At 60.3% G+C, this 20110-nt stretch carries 12 protein-coding genes; 7 read left to right on the top strand and 5 right to left on the bottom strand.

All coding sequences use genetic code 11. The features are described 5' to 3' along the window. Positions 1 to 98: 98 nt before the first annotated feature. Positions 99 to 2138, bottom strand: coding sequence for an excinuclease ABC subunit UvrB (gene uvrB, locus DN745_RS14750; RefSeq protein ID WP_111336007.1), 2040 nt, complete (start codon positions 2136 to 2138; stop codon positions 99 to 101). A gap of 360 nt (positions 2139 to 2498) precedes the next feature. Here uvrB and DN745_RS14755 point away from each other — a divergent pair, with 360 nt between their 5' ends. The 3 genes from DN745_RS14755 (at position 2499) to DN745_RS14765 (ending at position 6572) form a co-directional block, all read left to right on the top strand. Then, on the top strand, positions 2499 to 4328 hold the full coding sequence (locus DN745_RS14755; RefSeq protein WP_133622011.1) for a zinc metalloprotease: 1830 nt from the start codon (positions 2499 to 2501) through the stop codon (positions 4326 to 4328). A 4-nt stretch (positions 4329 to 4332) separates the two neighbouring features. Next, complete coding sequence (locus tag DN745_RS14760; protein WP_111336009.1) at positions 4333 to 4977, top strand: HEAT repeat domain-containing protein; 645 nt, start codon at positions 4333 to 4335, stop codon at positions 4975 to 4977. Positions 4978 to 5165: 188 nt separating this feature from the next. After that, positions 5166 to 6572: an NAD(P)/FAD-dependent oxidoreductase gene (locus tag DN745_RS14765; RefSeq protein ID WP_111336010.1), complete on the top strand. Its 1407-nt coding sequence runs from the start codon at positions 5166 to 5168 to the stop codon at positions 6570 to 6572. Between the two features lie 91 nt (positions 6573 to 6663). Here DN745_RS14765 and metK read toward each other — a convergent pair whose 3' ends face one another. Both metK and miaB read right to left on the bottom strand, forming a co-directional pair. After that, positions 6664 to 7824, bottom strand: a complete 1161-nt coding sequence (gene metK, locus DN745_RS14770) for a methionine adenosyltransferase (RefSeq protein ID WP_162687803.1) — start codon at positions 7822 to 7824, stop codon at positions 6664 to 6666. Positions 7825 to 7876: 52 nt separating this feature from the next. Further along, positions 7877 to 9298 carry a tRNA (N6-isopentenyl adenosine(37)-C2)-methylthiotransferase MiaB gene (gene miaB, locus DN745_RS14775; protein ID WP_204355007.1) on the bottom strand — a complete coding sequence of 474 codons (1422 nt, stop codon included), beginning with the start codon at positions 9296 to 9298 and terminating at the stop codon, positions 7877 to 7879. A gap of 351 nt (positions 9299 to 9649) precedes the next feature. Here miaB and mgtE point away from each other — a divergent pair, with 351 nt between their 5' ends. Continuing rightward, on the top strand, positions 9650 to 10984 hold the full coding sequence (gene mgtE, locus DN745_RS14780; RefSeq protein ID WP_111336014.1) for a magnesium transporter: 1335 nt from the start codon (positions 9650 to 9652) through the stop codon (positions 10982 to 10984). Positions 10985 to 11601: 617 nt separating this feature from the next. Here mgtE and DN745_RS14785 read toward each other — a convergent pair. Together DN745_RS14785 and DN745_RS14790 are read right to left on the bottom strand one after the other, a co-directional pair. Continuing rightward, positions 11602 to 14085 carry a transglycosylase SLT domain-containing protein gene (locus DN745_RS14785; protein WP_111336016.1) on the bottom strand — a complete coding sequence of 828 codons (2484 nt, stop codon included), beginning with the start codon at positions 14083 to 14085 and terminating at the stop codon, positions 11602 to 11604. A 139-nt stretch (positions 14086 to 14224) separates the two neighbouring features. Next, on the bottom strand, positions 14225 to 15361 hold the full coding sequence (locus tag DN745_RS14790; protein ID WP_111336017.1) for a THUMP domain-containing class I SAM-dependent RNA methyltransferase: 1137 nt from the start codon (positions 15359 to 15361) through the stop codon (positions 14225 to 14227). Between the two features lie 243 nt (positions 15362 to 15604). Here DN745_RS14790 and malQ point away from each other — a divergent pair, with 243 nt between their 5' ends. The 3 genes from malQ (at position 15605) to lpdA (ending at position 20076) form a co-directional block, all read left to right on the top strand. Next, complete coding sequence (malQ, locus tag DN745_RS14795; RefSeq protein WP_111336019.1) at positions 15605 to 17116, top strand: 4-alpha-glucanotransferase; 1512 nt, start codon at positions 15605 to 15607, stop codon at positions 17114 to 17116. Positions 17117 to 17367: 251 nt separating this feature from the next. Further along, the gene (gene odhB, locus DN745_RS14800; protein ID WP_111336020.1) at positions 17368 to 18579 is read left to right on the top strand and encodes a 2-oxoglutarate dehydrogenase complex dihydrolipoyllysine-residue succinyltransferase; all 1212 of its coding nucleotides are present in this window, start codon (positions 17368 to 17370) and stop codon (positions 18577 to 18579) included. Positions 18580 to 18666: 87 nt separating this feature from the next. Further along, a complete protein-coding gene (gene lpdA, locus DN745_RS14805; protein WP_162687804.1) occupies positions 18667 to 20076 on the top strand; it encodes a dihydrolipoyl dehydrogenase in 1410 nt (469 codons plus the stop codon). Positions 20077 to 20110: the final 34 nt, after the last annotated feature.

A 20110-nucleotide genomic window follows, 5' to 3' on the forward strand; every position in this document is an offset into this window, starting at 1 on the left:
CCGTGTCTGGCAAAAATTTGCTTGCGGTGTATAGCGCAAACGTCCTTGTGATTCTATGACTTCGTGTAACTTTTTGCCGAAAAAGTTCTCGGCAACCCTCACGCTACCCCGAGCAAACGACTCTCGAGCTCGCGCATACGGTCGCGACAATTCGCCGCGTCCTCAAAGCGCAGGTCAGCCGCCGCCTCCTTCATCTCGCGGCGCAACTCCAAGATGCGCTTCTCAATGCGCTCAGCGCTGTTGAGGTGCTCGACGTTATCCTTGGCCTTCTCGGCGCTCTTCTTCGCCGCGCTCGCCGTCTTCGTCGCTGTCTCCTCCTCGTCGGACTCGGCGGCGGGAACATGCTGCTCGATATCCGCGATCTTCTTGATAATCGTCTGCGGCGTAATCCCGTGCTCGAGGTTATAGGCGAGTTGGATTTCACGGCGGCGATTCGTCTCGCGCACCGCTTCTTCGATACTATTGGTGCTCTTGTCGGCGTAGAGAATGACCTTGCCGTTGGCGTTTCGCGCGGCGCGACCGATGGTCTGAATTAAACTGCGCGCGCTGCGCAGAAAGCCCTCCTTATCGGCGTCGAGAATCGCCACCAGGCTGACCTCGGGGATATCCAGCCCCTCGCGCAAGAGGTTGATGCCAACCAACACGTCATAGATACCTCTTCGCAGGTCGCGGATGATATTCATGCGCTCAATCGTGTCGATATCGCTATGCAAATAGGCCACCTTCACGCCGAGCTCGCGCAAATAGTCCGTCAAATCCTCCGACATGCGCTTAGTCAACGTCGTGATCAACACCCGCTCGCCGGCGTCAATGCGCTTTCGCACCTCGCCGTAGACATCATCGACCTGCTCAAGCGCCGGACGAATCTCAACCTCCGGATCGATAAGACCGGTGGGCCGAATGATCTGCTCGGTGATCACGCCCTGGCTTCGCTCCAGCTCGAAGTCCCCCGGGGTCGCAGACACATAGATAATCTGGTGAAGCTTCTCCTCCCACTCGTCGAATTTAAGCGGCCGGTTGTCCAAGGCGCTCGGGAGTCGAAACCCGTGCTCGATAAGCGTCGTTTTGCGCGAGCGGTCCCCGCGGTACATGCCGCCAATTTGCGGCACCGTGACGTGGGACTCGTCGGCCACCAGCAGGAAATTCTCCGGCAGATAATCCAGCAAACACGGCGGCGCCTGGCCAGGCTTTCGCCCCGACATATGCCGCGAATAGTTCTCGATGCCGTTGCAAAACCCCGCGGTGATGATCATCTCAATATCGAATTGGGTGCGCTGCTCCAGGCGCTGCGCCTCGACCAGGCGTCCCTGGCTGATCATCTCAGCCAGCACCTCTTTGAGCTCGGCCTTGATCGAGTCGAGCGCGCTGCGCTTTCGCTCCGGCGGAATCACGTAGTGGCTATTGGGATAGATCGCGACTTTCTCGAGCTTTTCTAGACGCTTGCCGCGGAAGGGGTCGATGCGCCAGATGGCCTCAATCTCGTCGCCGAAGAACTCGATGCGAATCGCTTCCTCTTCCTCATAGGGCGGGAAGACCTCGACAACGTCGCCGCGCACGCGAAACTTCCCGCGGAAAAAGTCGTGGTCATTTCGCTCGTATTGGATCTCGATCAGCTTCGCCAACAAGTCTTTTCGCCGGGCTTCCTGGCCCTGCTCCAGGTGGAGCAACATGCCATAATACGCCTCGCTGGAACCCAGGCCGTAGATGCACGACACCGAGGCGACGATTATGACGTCATTGCGGTCGAGCAAGCTACGCGTCGCGGAGTGACGCATGCGGTCAATCGCGTCGTTAATCGCCGAGTCCTTCTCGATAAAGGTGTCCGTCGAGGGGATATAGGCTTCGGGCTGATAATAATCGTAATAGGAGACGAAATACTCGACGGCGTTATTCGGGAAGAGCTCCTTGAACTCGCTATAGAGCTGGGCCGCCAGCGTCTTATTCGGCGCCATGACCAGGGTCGGCCGGTTCGTGCGCTCGATGACGTTGGCAATCGTGAAGGTCTTACCGGTGCCGGTCGCGCCCAGAAGCGTCTGGAATTTCAGACCCTCTTCGAGCCCCTCCGTCAGCTCAACAATCGCGTTGGGCTGGTCGCCGCGGGGTTCGTACTCGGTCACTAATTCAAATTTCTGAGTCATGGCGTCTTTTGCGCTTGGGATGCGTTTTTAAGGGTAAAGAACTTAGCGGGCTGCCTGAACACGCGTTTAGCCCAGCTTGGTTCTAGGTACAAGCAACCACGGGGTCAAGTCATTGGCATTCGAAGAATCACGACAGCTTGGCGCGACGCCCTGGAGCATGCGCCAATGCTTCAAAACCAGCGGCGAAGGACCAGCATTCCGCGACCCTCGATTCATGGTGTTCGTTTCCTAACCTTCGCGGCGACTTTCTGTGTCTCGACGGCGCTTTATACAGCCAGGAGGCGACGGGAGGCCGATGGCAAGCTTCTTGCTAGTTGTATTAGTGGTCTTGATGAACTCATTATCTTTCGGTGAAACTTTATGACACGACGTGCACTATATATCTTGGGTTGCCTGCTCTTATTGAGCAGCGCTTGTGGCAGTGGGGATTCGGAGCAGTCCAACTCGGAATTTGACCTCATCGATCATATCGATCTCAATGAAGCTGAGCTGCCAGACGCCGGCGAGCGGGACGTCGAACTCGAAGACGCGGGCCCCGACGCCACCAAGCCTGATTCCGGCCCAGGTGGCGTCGATTTAGGCGAGGCGTGCGGGGACGATGAGGAGTGCAACTTCGGCCGCTGCATCGATGACCCGGGATTCGTCGGCGGCTATTGCTCGACCCCCGACGCCTGCGAATTCGACGACCAATGCCCCGAAGGAAGCACCTGCTTCCAAGACGGTGAGACCAACTTCTGTGGCGCTCGCTGCGAGGCCACCTCGGATTGCCGCGACGGTTACAGTTGCCAAGAAAGCTCAGCCAGCCCCTTTAAGGCCTGCGCCCCGATCCCCAACACCCCCTCCGAAGGCGCCGTGGACGGCGCCGCCTGCGATAGCGACTCGGATTGCGCAGGCTCCTATTGCCTCAAAGACCCGGAATGGCCCGGCGGCTACTGCACCACCGTCGATTGCCAGACCTATGTCGACTGCGCGCGCGGCCCCGACGAAGCCAATAACCGCTGCCTGCAGCAGCCCGGCGGCACCAACTTCTGCGTGCGCATGTGCCAGCGCTCCGCCGACTGTCGCGAAGACTATGTCTGCTCGCCGGTGGGCGGCGGGCAGGGCTTCTGCAGCCCCGACCCGCAGGCCGACTTCGCCCCCGAGGGTCTCGAAGATTACCCCTTCGATATCACCTGCGGGCTTGAGGCTGAGAATAACCGCATCCATATCGACTACGAGATCGCGGCTGACACGACCTCTTATATGATCACCCCGTTCGCGCTTGATCGAAAGAGCATCCGAATCGCGAGCACAACGTTGCCAGATTCTGGCCAGATTGACTTCAGCGGCGCCAATGATTTCCAGACGGTCCCGGCGCTGCTCTTTGACTATGTCAATCCGACCCTCACTCCGCCAGTCGCGCAGATGGCCGACCAACTTCAGAGCGGCGCGCATACCCTCCAGGTACGCACCGACTCCACGGACCTGTGCTATTATGTCCTCGAAGAGAATTCACCCGGCGTATCCATCGACTTTAATATCTATCTGGTCGGGATTGGCTTGAGCGCCGAGCAAGCCGAAACCGACCCGAATCTGCAGGCCATGCTCGATCACTTCGACGCGGTCTACGCACAATTCGGCGTCACGACCGGTGAGGTGCGCTACCACGAGATTACCGGCGATGATGCCGACGCCTACCAGATCGTGCGCACCGAGCTCGACCTCCAAAAGCTGGTCTCCTTGAGCACCCTGCCAGAGGGCGGCTACGACGCCGCGCTAAGCGCCAACGTCTTCTTCGTGCGCGGCATGCAGCTCGGCGGCGGCGGCGGCGGGGCCATCGGCGTGTCCCAGGGCTTGCCCGGCGCCGCGGCGCTCCATGGTACGCCTTCTTCCGGCGTGATCTTCACCTCTGAATATCTTGGAATGCAATTTCAGGGTGAGCAGGGCAGCGTCGTCAATGGCAATGAATTCACCGGCATCGTGATGGCCCACGAGGTCGGCCATTATCTCGGGCTCTTCCACACAAGTGAGCAATACGGCCAGGGATTCGACCCGGTGCTCGACACCCCGCGCTGCACTCGCCCCTCGGACTTCCCCGACAATTGCCCGGATATCAATAACTTGATGTTCCCGCTGGCCGGCATCTCCCACACGGAGTTGACTCCCGGACAAATATTTACGCTCCAAGCAAATCCGCTGACGAAGGATTAATCGAATGCATATTTTAAGAAGACACCATTTCCCCATTCTCCTCAGCCTCGCCGGGCTTCTCTTCTGCACCCCGGCGCTCGCCCAGAGCATGGATCCGGGCGCTCAGTCGACAAGCCCTCGGCCGATCCCGCTGCAACCCGGGACGCCGGAGCAGTCTGGAAAGACCGGCAACACGCCGACCGTCGACCCTCACGACCAGGCCCGGGTGCTGCTGTCGGGATATCATAATATCCCGCCCAAAGCGGCCTTTGACAGCAACCTTAAGCAGCCCCAGCAAGTGCTCATGGATGTCGCGCAGGGCGAAAACACACTGCCCCTGCAACGCCAACGCGCGGTTGAGGCGCTGGCTTATTACGCGGACGCCAAGGTCGAAGGCCTCTATCGCAGCCTGCTCGAGGATAAGAAGTCCCCCGAGATGCTCCGCCACCGCGTTATGGGGCTGCTGGCCGTGAACTTCCCCAAGACCGCGCTGCCGACCCTGGAGCCATACCTGGCCCACTCGGACCTGCAATTTCGCCTCAGCGCCATCGACGCGATTCGCCGCATTCCTGGCGACGCCGCGCTCCAAACCCTGCAAAGAGCCTCGAAATCCGAGACCCATAAGGTCGCCCAAAAGCGACTCGCTCAATATCTGCGCACCACGCGCTGACCCTCACCAAGCACGAGGTATTTAAGAACCTCTTATTTGCGCCAACTATTTGAACAAGGCCCAGGGCCCGGAAGAAGATTTCCGGGCCCTGGGCCTTGTTCTTTTCGATCGGTGTTTATCATCCGCGTGCCGAAGGGGGGCATAAAAATCTGAACAATTAATGTCAGATAACTCGAGGAGGCTTAGTCATGCGTGCCACATCCGAGACTCATTCATCGAACGCGATTGCGACACCTGAGCCAAAGAGGTCGCGCCCGCGGGCGGTCATCCTGGGGGCGGGATTCGCCGGCCTCAACGCCGCGCGTCAGCTTCGCAATAGCGCGGTCGACGTGGTCGTGATCGACCGCAATAATTACCACTTATTTCAACCCCTTCTTTACCAGGTCGCCACCGCGGGGCTTAACGCCAGCGAGATCTGCCAGCCCATCCGCGGTCTTCTGGGAAAATACACGAATATCCGGGTCCTGATGGCCCAGGTCGAGTCGGTGGACCGCGCGAACAAGCGAGTCATCCTCGAGAATGACGCGCTGGAATACGATTATTTGCTGGTCGCAACGGGGGCCCAGGTGAAGTTCTTCGGACCGCCTTCGTGGCGGGAGAACTCAACCGGGCTCAAGACGGTCGAGGATGCGTTGACGCTTCGGCGCAAGATCCTGAGCGCCTTCGAGGCCGCCGAGCAATCCAAAGACCCCGAAGTGATCCGCCAATTGCTGACGTTCGTCGTCATCGGCGGCGGCTCCACCGGGGTCGAGATGGCCGGCGCGATTCGCGAGATTGCAGCGGAGGTCATGAACCGCGACTTCCGCAACGTGAACTCACGCGACGCGCGGGTCATCCTCATCGATGCCCTGCCCCATATACTATCGAGCTATCCCGAAGACCTGATCGACAAGGCCACCAAAGAACTCGAGCGGCGCTCGATTGAGGTGCTGACCGGCGAGCGTGTTACTGATATCGATGCGAACTCGGTGCGGGTGGGTGAGCGGGTGATCCCGACGCGCACGGTGGTGTGGGCGGCGGGGGTGGAGCCAAGCCCGTTGCTAAAATCGCTGGACACCGAGCTTGACGCGACTGGCCGCGCGGTGGTGGACGCCGACCTGAGCCTCCCGGGGTCAGACTGCGAGTTTGTCTTGGGCGACGCCGCCCATTTCGACCACGGTCTCGACGCGGCGCTGCCGGGCCTGGCCCCGGTGGCGATCCAGCAGGGGAGGTACGTGGCGAAGTTGCTCAAACGCCGCGTCGCCGGCAAGACCTATGAGCCCTTCGAGTATTTCGACAAGGGGCAGATGTCGACCATCGGGCGCGCCGCGGCCATCGTCGAGTTCGGGCGCATCCGCACCGTCGGATTCTTCGCCTGGCTATTGTGGCTCTTCATTCACCTGCTCTATCTGGTGGGGTTCAAGAACCGCGTCATCGTGCTGGTCGAGTGGACCTACTCCTATCTGGCGTTTAAGCGCGGGTCGCGGATTATCATCGGCGCGCTCCCGGAACCGGCGCCCTCACCCACGGTCAAGGCTCTGCCGGAATCGACGCCCGAGGTCATCCTCGCCCCTCCACTTGAGCGCGCCCCAACGAACACTCGCCCGTCGACCTAAGCGGCCGCGCGGCGCAGATAAAAAAAGACACTCCTCACGGAGTGTCTTTTTTATTTACTAGACTAAAGATTCGCAGACGCGAACCTCACGCTCAAAGCAGGGCGTCTTTAAGCGCCTGAGCTTTATCGGTTTTCTCCCAGGTGAACAGGTCGCGCCCGAAGTGACCATAGGCAGCGGTCTGGCGATAGATCGGGCGGAGCAGGTCGAGCGTGCTGACGATATCAGCGGGCTTAAGACCGAAGAATTCAGGGATGGTCTGCTCGATCTTGGTCTCGTCGACGGTCGCGGTGCCGAAGGTGTTGACCATGATGCTGACCGGCGCGGCGACGCCGATGGCGTAGGCGAGCTGGACTTCGCAGCGGCGAGCGAGGCCGGCGGCGACGATGTTTTTGGCGATATAGCGCGCCATATAGGCGGCCGAGCGGTCGACCTTGCTCGGGTCCTTACCACTGAACGCCCCGCCGCCGTGGCGTCCCATGCCGCCGTAGGTATCGACGATAATCTTACGTCCGGTCAGACCGGAGTCGGCAAGCGGGCCACCGGCGACGAAACGGCCGGTCGGGTTGATATGATATTTGGTGCCCGCGTGCAGCAGCTCAGCAGGGATCACCTTTTTGATGGTGGTCTCCATCACGGCTTCGCGAACCTGCTCGGTCGAGATCTCCTCGAGATGCTGGGTCGAGATAACCACGGCGTCGATGGCGACCGGCTCGTTGTCTTCGTAGCGCACGGTAACCTGGCTTTTGCTATCCGGGCCGAAGAAGTTGGGCATCTCGTTTTTGCGAACGTCGGCCAGGCGCTGCACCAATTTATGCGCGTACATAATCGGCATCGGCATCAGCTCGGGCATCTCGTCGCAGGCATAGCCGAACATCAGCCCCTGGTCACCAGCGCCCTGCTCTTCGACCACGCCGATATCGGTGACAACGCCCTGGGCGATATCCATGCTCTGCTCATCGATGGCCGACATGACCGAGCAGGAGCGATGGTCAAAGCCAAGCTTCGGGTCATTATAACCAATCTTGGCGATGGTCTCGCGCACGATCTCGGGCACGTCGACGTAAGCGGAGGTCGTAATCTCACCGAAGACCAGGGCGAGGCCGGTGTTGACGATGGTCTCACACGCGACGCGTGCGACCTTATCTTGCTCCAGGATCGCATCGAGGATGCCATCGGAGATCTGGTCGGCGACTTTATCGGGGTGGCCTTCGGAGACCGACTCGGAGGTGAAAACGTAGTTTTTGGACATAATTGAAGCTCCTAAATATGGCTTAATCCGCTCGTATAAGCGGCAAGATAGTTTCTTATTTTGACTCGACGTATTCGCCGATAAGCGTGTGGCTGGTGCAATCGGTGATGCGCACATCCACGATATCGCCGGGTTTGACCTCACGGTCGGCCGGCTTGGGGAAGATGGTGCGCTTAAATTGGTCGCTGCGGCCGGCCAGGTCGTTTTCGTCGCGGCGGCTCACGCCGTCAACCAAAACCCGACGGGTGCGGCCAATTTCTTGCTTAAAGACCTCAGCGCTGATCGACTCCTGCAGCTCAATAATATGGCGCAGACGGTCGCCCTTCTCCTGCTCGCTGACGTCATCGGGCATATTACGGGCTGCGTAGGTATTACTGCGCTCCGAATATTTAAAAAGATACGCGAAATCAAATCGCGTCTTCTCCATCAGCTCCACCGTCTGGATAAAGTCTTCGTCGGTTTCTCCCGGCGAGCCCACCATGATGTCGGTGGAGAGGGCGATGTCGGGGATCGCGGTGCGGATATCGTCGATGAGCTTGTCGTATTCATCGCGAGTATATTGGCGCCGCATCATCTCGAGCATACGCGCGGACCCCGACTGAGCCGGAAGGTGCAGGTATTTGCTGATCTTATCTTCGCGCGCGATGGTCTCAATCAGCTTCGGCGTGAAGTCGGTTGGGTACGGCGAGGTGAAGCGAATCCGCTCGATCCCATCGATGGGGACGAGCATAGACAAGAGGTCGGCAAAATCGGTCTCCGGCTCACCGGGCAGTTGGTGGCGATAGGAGTTAACCGTCTGTCCCAAAAGCGTGACTTCTTTATAGCCCTGCTCGGCCATCTCGCGCACCTGGCGCACGACCTCCGAGGGCGCGACGCCGCGCTCACGACCGCGCACAAACGGGACGATGCAGAAGGTGCAGAATTTATCGCACCCGCGCTGCACCGACACCCAGCCGCTGATTCCGGGGCGACGCTTGGGCGTCAAGCCTTCGTAAACTTCAGCCTTATCGAGTTTGAGATCGAGGACCGGGTCGGCGGCTTCGCCGGTGGCCTTGTCGATCATCGCGGGGAGGTTTCGATAGGAATCGGGCCCCACCACGATATCGACGTAGGGCGCCTGGTCGATGATCTTTTCGCGCAAATGCTGAGCCATGCACCCGGCGATGCCGAGCACAAGGTCGGGGTTCGCGTTCTTATAGCGCAGCAGATCGGTGAGGCGCCCGAAGATACGGTCCTCGGCGCGCTCGCGAACCGCGCAGGTATTGATGAGGATGACGTCTGCCTCGTCGAGCGTCTTCGCCGAGCCGTAGCCGGTACCGGCGAGGACCCCGCCCATCAGCTCGCTATCGGCCAGGTTCATCTGACAGCCGTAGGTCTCGATAAACACCTTTTTGCCCGAGCGGCTCTCAATATCGAGCATCGAATTTTGTTCGCCATTATGGGCGTTCGGATCGCGTACGAAAGGATCAGATGTCATGATAATTCACTGGATGCAGAGGCTGTTAAAGCAGAAGATGACTCCGTGCTCACCCGTCCCGAGGGAGGCTGCGCGCAGGCAACATTTCGCGCGACCGGTTTCTTTCCCGGGCGCGTCGAAAATATCGCCGCACGTTAGGTAAGTGAGTCCCCAGTGTCAATCTGTTCCTTCGCAAGTTTCTTAAGGGACTTGGCCCTCAAAAGTGCGCCGCGACGAGGCTCTAACGCCTGGGCAGCTCATTATTTTGGCGCGATTGCGCCTATATATATAACGGTCTATAAGCCAGCCAGATTCGACCCCTTCGACGCCATGTCCTGTCGAAGCGGGGGCAGGCAATAATAGAAGGTGATTATGGAAGAGTTAGTCGACGCGATCAGAACCCAATTGGAGAATGGGGACCTGGAGGGCGCATTTGCGGCCGTCGAGGATTTGCAGCCCGTCGACCAGGCCGAGGTCATCAGCCTGCTGGACCCGAAAATCGGCTGGCCTTTGCTCGAGAAATTGCCCGAGCGCGCCGACGCCTTCGGTGACCTGGAGGTCGACACTCAACTTGCCTACGCCGAGTTATTACCCCGCTCCTCGCTGGCCAGCCTGATCAGCGAGATGCGCTCGAACGAGCGTGCCGACCTCTATAATTCAATCGACGAAAGCCAGCGCGAGCTGCTGTTGCCGGGCATGGAGAAGGCCCAGCGCGAAGATATGCGCCGGCTATCCTCCTATGCCGAAGGCTGCGCCGGCGCTCTGATGAGTTCGGACTACGCGCTGCTCGACGCCAAGATGAACACCATCGAGGCGCTCAACGCGCTGCGGCGCGCCGCGCCCAACGCCGAGACCATTTACTCGGCCTATGTGGTCGACTCCCAGAATAATCTAATCGGCGTGGTCTCATTACGCGACCTGATCCGCGCGCGGGGCGACGAGCTGGTCAGCGTGTTGATGAACACCAACATCATTACCGCCCAGGTCGACGAGGACCAAGAAGAAGTCGCCCGACTCATCGAGCGCTACGACCTGATGACCCTGCCCATCGTCAACGCAATGGGTCAATTGGTCGGTATCGTCACCCACGACGACGCCCTCGACGTCATGGTCGAAGAGGCGACCGACGATATTCATAAGGGCGCCGGTCTGACCAGTGATGTCGGCACCATTAAGGACGCCGCGATCGGGCTTTTGTACCGAAAGCGCATCCTCTGGCTGGTCCTACTGGTCTTCGGCAACCTCTTCTCGGGCGCGGCGATCGGGGTGTTCGAAGAGATCATCGCGGCGCACCTGGTGCTGGTCTTCTTTTTGCCGCTGCTGGTCGGCAGCGGCGGAAACGCCGGCGGCCAATCGGCCACCCTGATGATTCGTGCTCTGGCGACCGGCGAGGCGGAGCTAAGCGATTGGTTGTATTTGCTGGGGCGAGAGTTGCTGGTTTCCCTGGCGATCGGCGTGACCCTGGCCGCTGCGGTCTCGGTGCCTGGCGTCATCCGCGGCGGGCCCGAAGTCGCCCTCGTCTTGGCCCTGAGCATGCTCGCTATTGTCATCATCGGCTGCACCATCGGCATGAGCCTGCCCTTTTTGCTCAGCAAGGTGAACCTTGACCCCGCCAGCGCGAGCGCGCCGCTGGTCACCTCGATCTGTGACGCCACCGGTGTGTTTATCTACTTATTTATCGCAAATCAGATCATGGGCGTGGGTTGATCACCCATTCGGTCGAGCTTTGGCCCGGGCAAGGATCGGAAAGGTGTGCGAGTGTACGCATACGATGAATCGAAACTTAGAAATTTATGTTCATCGGGTTCAAGTGGGAGCGCCCCAAGAGACCTAATATGGGGTATGACAGGAGGCGCGCGCTCGCATGGACGCGCCTAAATCTCGTCGAGTCGCACTTTTTCAAATCAAACACCCTAGCCGACCCCGTCGGGCAGCCCCTTTACCGTTGAAATACCCTAACCGACCCCGTCGGGCAGCCCCTTTATTGTTGAAACACCCTAACCGACCCCGTCGGGCAGCCCCTTTACCGTTGAAATACCCTCGTCAACGCCATCAGGTGGGGTGTTTCAGCTGACAAGTAGCGGCTCGACGCCATCAGGTGGGGTGTTTCGGCTGACAAGTAGCGACTCGACGCCATCAGGTGGGTGTTTCAGCTGACAAGTAGCGGCTCGACGCCATCAGGTGGGGTTTTCCATGCCTATATCGCTTGGCATTCGCTCTTATTATAATCCAAGCGCGATCAGAATGCTGTAAAGGATGAAGACTCACGCCAACGGGCAATCCGCCATCCTCCGGATCCTTGCTCCACCAAATATGCCGCCGCGCTACTTCGCCGCTGGCAGCGTAAAGTTAATCGGCGGCACGCGGTCACTGCCATAAAGCCACGCGTAGCTCCAAAAACTGGCGAGCACCCGCTTGGTATAGTTGCGGGTCTGACCGTAGGGGATGTCTTCAACCCACAGGTCCAGCGGCAGGTCTCCGCGCTCGCGCAGCCAGCGCGACACGTTGGTATATCCACCGTTATAGCCCGCGATCATCAACGCGGGGTGCTTGTCCACCTGCTCGCCGAGCTCCGCGATATAGGCGGTGCCCAGGCGGATATTGACCTCGGGGTCAAAGAGTTGCGCCGCGCTGAAGTCTTTGAGGCCGTCGGTCTTGGCCGAGTTACGCGCGGTCGCCTCCATCAATTGCAGCAGGCCGCGGGCGTTGGCCCAGCTCTCGATTTGAGGATTAAAGCCGCTCTCCTCGCGCATAATCGCGTAGACGATGGCCGGGGGCAAATCGCGCTGGTTGGCGAAGACCCCGACGCTCTGCTCGAAGGGGCGCGGGAAGGCCAGCGACCAGTGGGAGTCCTCCGCGCTGCGCGGGTAATTAGTGCCCCATCCCTCGATATGGCGGCGCGGCAGGTCGTGAGAGACCCGGTAGGCGCGCGCGGCGTCGAGCAGATACGTCATCGCCCAGAGGTTATCGCTGCTGGCGTGACTTCGGCGTAGCGCCTGAAACTCGCGCTCGGCGATGCTCACCAACCCCAGGCGCAACAACTCATTGCCCTTCTTAAAATGAGGGGCCTCGCGCAGGTCCGGGTCAATCACGACCTCTGGAGAGTCCTTCGCGCTGATATACCCGCAGACCTTCGCGCCCTCTATTGTGCATAGGTCGGTGATGCGCGGGTCGTGCTGGGCGGCGGCGCTTTTCCCCGACTTCGCCTCGTGAATCAGGGCGACCCGGTTAATCGCAAGATACGCAAAATAGCTAAGCGGGTAGGCGTCCACGACTTCGCGATACGCCTTCTCGGCAGCCGCGGTCGCCTCGGGTTTGCCTTCGGCGATGAGCTCGAGCGCGCGCGCCCGAAAATAGGCCATGCGCCCGCGGGTGTAGAGGTCGTCTTCGCCCGTCTCGCTGAGCCCGTCGATATAGTCGACCGCTTTTTTATAGTCTTTTTGGGCGAACAGTTCGCGCACCAGGAGCCAGCGCGCGTCCTTGGCCATATCGCCTTTGGGATAACGGTCGACCTGGGATTGCAGCATCTGGCGCGCCGCCTCCAGCTTGCCCTGCTCGCGAAGGATCCTCGCCGAAAAATACATCGCGTCGTCGGCGAATGAATGCTTCGAATAATCCTTGGCGATGCGGGCGAACCAGTCGAGCGCCTTGTCTTGCTGGCCCGAATTCCAAAAACCCTTGCCGCCGACGTAGAGAGCCCTGAGCGCGTAGGAGGTGTCCGCACATTCGTCCAGAATTCGCGTATACCATTGGGAACCATCCCGGTGGTGGCGCAACTTGGTGTGGCTCTGGGCGACCAGGTAGAGCGCCTCGCAGCGCTGCTCGAGCGCCTTGCCCGATTTGCCCTTTAATTGAGCGAGGGCCGGCGAAACCTCGGCGATGACCTCCTCGCTGCGATGGCTGTCAAAGAGCGCGCGCCAGCGCGAAAAGCGCCGCTCCAGGGTAGGAGTGGCGATCTTCTTTTGGAGCCCGGGGCTGAGCTGCCTTCGCAGGGATTTAAGACGCGCAGTGGCCGTGCTCGCCGATGAGTTCAGCGGGTGCTTTTCCAGGATCTCAAGATAGGCTTCGCCCGCGCGCTCCCACTTTTGCGACTTCTCCAAGGATTGCGCGAGCAGCAGGCGCCCTGACTCGGCCGAGCGCCCGTTCGGGTATTTCTTCAGGTAGATTTCGAGGGTCTTAATCGCGCGCGCGAGGTCGGCGTCGGTGTCGGATTTGGCCAGGGCATCGGCCAGCAGAATCAAGGTCGTGCCGAAGAGTCGGCTATCCGCCGGGACCTGCGCGGCAAGCAGGACGGCGTCGTGTGATTTCTGGGCGTTCAGGGCGCTCTGCGCGGCCCAATGGAGGCGATAATCCTCGAGCACCTCGACCTTGGATTCCAACGCCTTAAACTGAGACAGGGCGGTCTCAAAGTCGCCGGCGCGCAGGTTGAGGTAGCCCGAGAGAAGTTCGAAATAGGGGTCTTCTTGCCCCGCTTTCTCCTCGCCTTTTTCGGATGCGCCCTCCAGCAAAAGCTGAGCGACCTTCCAACGCTCCCCAGCGATGGCGTCGCGGATGGCGTCGTCGACGCTCGGCGCATCCTTGTCAGTGGCTCCGGCATCGGCCTTGGTGGGGAAGCGACTGATGACGCGAAAGTTGCCGTCATTTCCGGCGCCCTGAACCCCGGCGGAAGCCTTGCCAGACTCCTGGGAGAAAGCGCCCGAAGGCACGGATGCGAGCAAAAAGGCGGCGCATAAGATCCCGAGCAATCGGACCCGGGACCGGGGAAAGAGGCTCCGTTGAAAATGCACGCTCGCGTCTCGCTTCTGCATCAATCTGTCCTGGGTAAAAACTCCTGAATCGCGCTGACCTTCCTCGTATCCCTCATCAGGCGCGCTCCCCTTATAGCACGGAAGCGCGCCGATGAAATTATTTTGCCTCGCCGCGCCCGCTCAGCGACGCAGCGCCCGCTCAGCGATGCCGCGCCAGCCAGAAGCGCACCCGAATGCCGCCGTTTTGGAAGCGGATATCTTCTTTGAAACGAAGGCTCGGGTGATTAGGTGTTATATCCGACGGCAACAGCAGCGCGAGTCGCCAGCCCTGGAAATGCTCGGCGAATCGGTCAATCAGAATCTGATACGCCTTGCGCGGGCCGCTGCCCTGAGTCAAGCGCTCGCCATAGGGCGGGTTGGCGATGACCGTGCCGGCCGCCTCGCAGGGCGGCAGGAACTCGGAGATGTCGGCCTGGCGAATCTCGGCGCATCCGCGGACGCCGGCGAGCTCGGCGTTTTGGCGCGCGGCCTGAACGGCGTCGGGGTTCGCGTCAAAGCCGTAGAAACGCACCGCCTCGCAGGCATGGGTTCGTTGGCGACCACAATTGACGACATCGTCCCAGAGGGGCTGGCGAAAGTTGGCCCAGCGCTGGAAAGCGAAGTCGCGCATATCGCCGGGCGCGCGTTTATTGGCCAGCCATGCGCCCTCGACCAGGAAGGTGCCGGAGCCGCAGAATGGGTCGACCAACGGCTTTCGATGCACCCAGCCGCTGCGAATCAGAAGGGCCGCGGCGGTGGTCTCGCGAATCGGCGCCTCCACCGCGTGTTGGCGCCACCCGCGCTTATAAAGATGCTCGCCGGAGGAATCCAGGCTTAGCTCACAGCGGTCGTCGTTGAGCCGCGCGAGCACGAGCTGCGCGCTGCCGTCAATTTTGTCGATGATCTGCGGGGCGGCGACCTTCAAATCGTCCTCGAAATGCTCGCGAAGGCCGTGGCCGACGGTGTCCGAGATGCGGTCGGAGTGCATTAAATGAGACTCACGCGCCGCGCCGCGCACGAAGACGCGATTGGCCCCGCTGAGCAGGCGCTCCCAGCTATAGCGGCGCGTTTTATTATAGAGCTCGGGGAAGTCGCGGGCGCGGAATTCGTCCACGCGAAGGAAGACGCGGTTGGCGCAGCGAAGTTCATAATTCGCGCGATAAAAGACGCGATGGGTCGCGTCAAACTCGACGCCGCCGGTGACTTTTTCGATCTTACGCCCGCCGATTGCTTTAACCTCATCGGCAAGTTCATCTTCGAAACCGGGCAGAGTCGTGGCGAAATAACGTTGGCTCATAGAAATAGGCTGGCTTGGAAAGGTGTTGTTGAACGGTCGTGACGCCCTGGGCCACACGATTCGGGCCCGGGCAGGAAGGCTCAGGTTATACTGCTCGACGACGAGAACCAACAAGCATCTTTCAAGCTATATATTTGGGCTCAAAACGCTTATAAAAGCACATCTTCAATCAACAGACAGCGAGCCAAAACCATCGCGCTCGGCGTCCTCGCCGAAGCACTTCCTATAACCTCCTGGCAACGCATGAACATTCCGAGATCCGCAGGCGTACTCCTACACCCCAGCAGTCTCCCGGGGCCCGATGGCATTGGCACGCTTGGGGCGCAGGCGCGCCGCTTCGTGGACCGATTGGCCGAGGCAAACCAGCGCTGGTGGCAAATCCTACCACTAAACCCACCCGGTCCCGGCGCCTCGCCCTACTCCTCGCCGTCGGCCTTTGCGATCAATACGATGCTTGTCGACCTGCCTCGATTGAGCGAGGCGGGCTGGCTTGAACCTGCTGAAATCGACGAATTCCACAAAACAATCAACACCTTAAACGACCACGCGGGCCGATGTGCGTTTTGGGAAGTTGAGCGCGAGAAGGGAGCGCTCCTGGGGCGCGCGTTTGAGCGATGGGCCGGCGACGCCTCCGATCAAGCCCGCGCCGAGGTCGACGCCTTCGCCGCCGCCGAAGCCTATTGGCTGGCAGACTATGCCCTCTATGTTGCGCTCAAAAATCAATTTAAGGGAAAGAGTTGGCGCGATTGGCCGGCCGAATTCGTCCGGCGCGATGAAGCGGCGCTTGAGCGGGCGCGCGCCGCCCACGCCGAGGAGATTCGGCGCGTAGAATTCGAGCAATGGGTCGCCCGCGCGCAGTGGCAGGCGTTGCGCGACTACGCGGGCAAAAAGGGGGTGAAGCTCATCGGTGATATCCCCATATTTGTCGCGATGGACAGCGCCGACGCCTGGGCGCATCGCGAGATATTCCAGCTCGACGCGGCGGGCAAGGCGACCGAGGTTTCGGGCGTGCCCCCGGATTATTTTAGCAAGGACGGCCAGAAATGGGGCAATCCTCTCTATGATTGGGAGGCGGTCGCGGCCCAGGATTATCGCTGGTGGCTCGCCCGCGTGGGCAGCGCGCTGGCGACGGTGGATATGATTCGCATCGATCATTTCCGCGGCTTCGAGGCCTATTGGGCGGTGCCGGCGGAGGCCGAGACCGCGGTCGATGGGCGCTGGCGCCCGGGCCCCGGGGACGCTTTCTTTGAGGCGATTCGGGCCGAATTCGGCGAAGCGCCGTTTATCGCAGAAGACCTCGGGCTGATCACGCCGGAGGTTATCGCGCTGCGCGACCGCCACAAATTACCCGGCATGAAGGTGCTCCAATTCGCCAATTTTGATGACCCAAAGCATATCTTTATGCCGCCAAATTATACCGAGAACTTCGTCGCCTATACCGGCACCCACGATAACGACACCACCGCCGGTTGGTACGCGGAGCAAGACGCAGCGGCGCGCCATTCAATCCGCACCTTTTTGCGCAGCGCCGACGAAGACGTGGTGCGCAAAATGTGTGAGGCGGTGTTTGAATCGGCGGCGGCGCTGGCGATCTTGCCGGCCCAGGATATCTTCCAATTGGGAGGCGACGCGCGGATGAATGACCCGAGCGGCAGACACCCTAGCTGGGGCTGGCGAATCGACGCAGACCTGCTGGCCGATTCCCCCGACTGGAAATGGTACGCCAAACTCACTAAGACAAGCGGGCGGGCGTGAAAAAAGCGGGGCGGTCGCCGTCAAAGCCGCTAAATCTGCCCACTTGCCCCTTGAATCCTGCCGCTAACTGCGTAGACTGCCGGTGTCTTGTGCGAGGCCATTTTTTGGCGCCTCGAACCGCTATTCGGCCCGGATTCCGGTCTCGCATTTTTTGAAAAAGCTTTTGTATTCGATCGATTATTTCAATTGCGGATAAATTCGGCCATCTCAATGAGACTGCGTCGAATCCCGCGTATAAAAAGAGGCATCTGATGAGTGTATCCGTAGAGGTCCCGTCGCTGGGTGAGTCTGTTACAGAAGGCTATATCGCCGAGTGGAAAGTCAAAGTAGGGGATCATGTCCAGGCCGATGATATCATTCTGGATTTGGAAACCGACAAGATCACCGTCGCGGTGCCCTCCCCTGTCAGCGGAACGGTCGTCTCGCTCCACGGCGAGATCGATGACGCCGTCGACGTCGGCGCGGTCATCGCTGTGATCGAAGAAGGCGATGCCCCGGCCGCGAGCGCGAAGGTCGACGCGAAAGAAGAAGCTGCGCCGAAAGCGGCCGCACAGCCGGCGGCCAAAAAAGCCGACGCCGCCCAAGCCCCCGAAGGCCTGAGCCCGGCGGTCAGCCGTCTGGTCGAAGAAAACAACCTCGACCCGTCCAAGATCAAAGCCACCGGCCCGAACGGTCGCCTCCTCAAAGGCGACGTCCTCGCCCATCTCGAGAAACCCCAGGGCGGCGTGCAGCCCCCCGCCGCCTCGCAGGGCTCCAACGAAGCGCGCGAAGAGCGCGTCAAGATGAGCCGCTTGCGCCAGACCGTCGCGCGTCGTCTGGTCGAAGCCCAGCAGACCGCTGCGATGCTCACGACCTTCCAGGAAGCCGATATGTCCGGCATCCAGGCGATCCGCAAAAAGTACCAGGAGCGCTTCGTCAAATCGCACGGCATCAAGCTCGGGTATATGAGCTTCTTCGTGAAGGCCGCGGTCGAAGCCCTCAAAGAGTTCCCGGCCGTCAACGCCGAGATCGACGGCGACGAGATCGTCTACAAGAACTACTATAACATCGGCGTGGCCATCGGCGGCGGGCCCAAAGGTCTGGTCGTTCCGGTCATCCAAGACGCCGATCAGCTCGGATTTGCCGAGGTCGAGCAATATATCACCGACCTGGCCGGCAAGGTGAAGGATAACTCGCTGAGCCTGGCCGAGCTGCAGGGCGGCACCTTCTCGATCACCAACGGCGGCATCTACGGATCGATGCTCTCCACGCCGATCCTCAACCCGCCGCAGAGCGCGATTCTGGGCATGCACAACATCATCGAGCGCCCGGTCGCCGTGAACGGCGAAGTCGTCATTCGCCCGATGATGTACCTGGCGCTGTCCTACGATCACCGCATCATCGACGGACGCGAGGCGGTCACCTTCCTGAAGCGAATCGCCGAGCTGCTTGAGAACCCCGAGCGCATTCTGCTCGAGCTCTAAAGCCTCGCAGCCCGCCCTATCCTCTCGCCAGCGCCGGAGGATAGGGCGGGCTTAACTCTTTTATTTTCTTCAAAAAATACGAGTTTGATCATGTATGATCTGGTAGTGATTGGTTCGGGCCCCGGCGGCTATGTCGCGGCCATTCGCGCTGCACAATTGGGCATGAACGTCGCCTGTGTCGAGAAATATGACACCTTCGGCGGCACCTGCCTGAACGTCGGCTGCATCCCCTCCAAGGCGTTGCTCGAGTCGAGCCACAAATTCCACGACGCCAACGGCGAGTTGGCCGAGCATGGGATTAACGTCAGCGGCGTCGAGCTCGACCTTGAGAAGATGCTCAACCGCAAAAAAGAGGTCGTCAACGGCCTGACCGGCGGCATCAAATTCCTCTTCGGCAAAAATAAAGTCGACGGCATCCACGGCACGGCGACCATTCAGGACAAGAACACCGTCGTCGTCGCCCAGAATAACGGCGAGTCGAAGACGCTTGAGACCAAAAAGATCCTCATCGCCACCGGCTCCAAGCCGACCGCGATCCCGGGCGTCGAATACGACAAAGAGACCATCGTCGACTCGACCTGGGCGCTTGAGTTCACCGAAGTCCCCGAGCACCTGATCATCATCGGCGCCGGCGTCATCGGCCTCGAGCTGGGTTCGGTCTGGTCGCGCCTTGGCGCCAAAGTCACGGTCATCGAATACCTCCCTGAAATCCTGGGCGGCCGCGCAGACGCCGAGGTCATGAAGACCGCCAAGAAGATCTTCACGAAGCAGGGCCTTGAGTTCATCATGAACGCGAAGGTCACCGGCGCGAAGGTCAACGGCAAGACCGTCGAAGTCAGCTACGAGCCGCGCGACGGCGAAGAAGGCGAGGTCAAGACCATCGAGGGCAGCAAATTGATGGTGGCGGTTGGCCGTCGTCCCTATACCGACGGACTCGGGCTGGTGAATATCGGCCTTGAGACCAACGCCCGCGGATTCATCGAAGTCGACGGCGACTACGAGACCTCAGTCGAAGGCGTCTACGCCATCGGCGACGTCATCCCCGGCCCGATGCTCGCCCACCTGGCCGAAGACGAAGGCATCATCTGCGTCGAGCGCATGAACGGCATGGGCTCACACGTGATGTACGACGCAGTTCCAGACGTGGTTTATACCTACCCCGAGATCGCCAGCGTCGGCAAAACGCCGGCCGAATTGGATAAGGAAGGCGTCGAGTATAAGACCGGCAAATTCCTCTTCAAAGCCAACGGCCGCGCCCGCGCGATCAACTATACCGATGGCTTCGTGAAGGTCTTGGCCGACGCCAAGACCGACCGCATCCTCGGCGCGCATATCATCGGCCCGCAGGCCGGCGACCTCATCGCCGAGATGGCCGTCGCCATGGAATTCTGGGCAAGCGCCGAAGATATCGCGCGCAGCTCCCACGCGCACCCGAGCCTGGCCGAAGTCGTCAAAGAAGCATGCCTGGCCGTCGACGGTCGCATGATTCATAGCTAAAGCCGGCGAATGATAATCGGTCGCTCAGACCGGG

This window comes from Bradymonas sediminis (assembly GCF_003258315.1).
Lineage (GTDB): Bacteria > Myxococcota_A > Bradymonadia > Bradymonadales > Bradymonadaceae > Bradymonas > Bradymonas sediminis.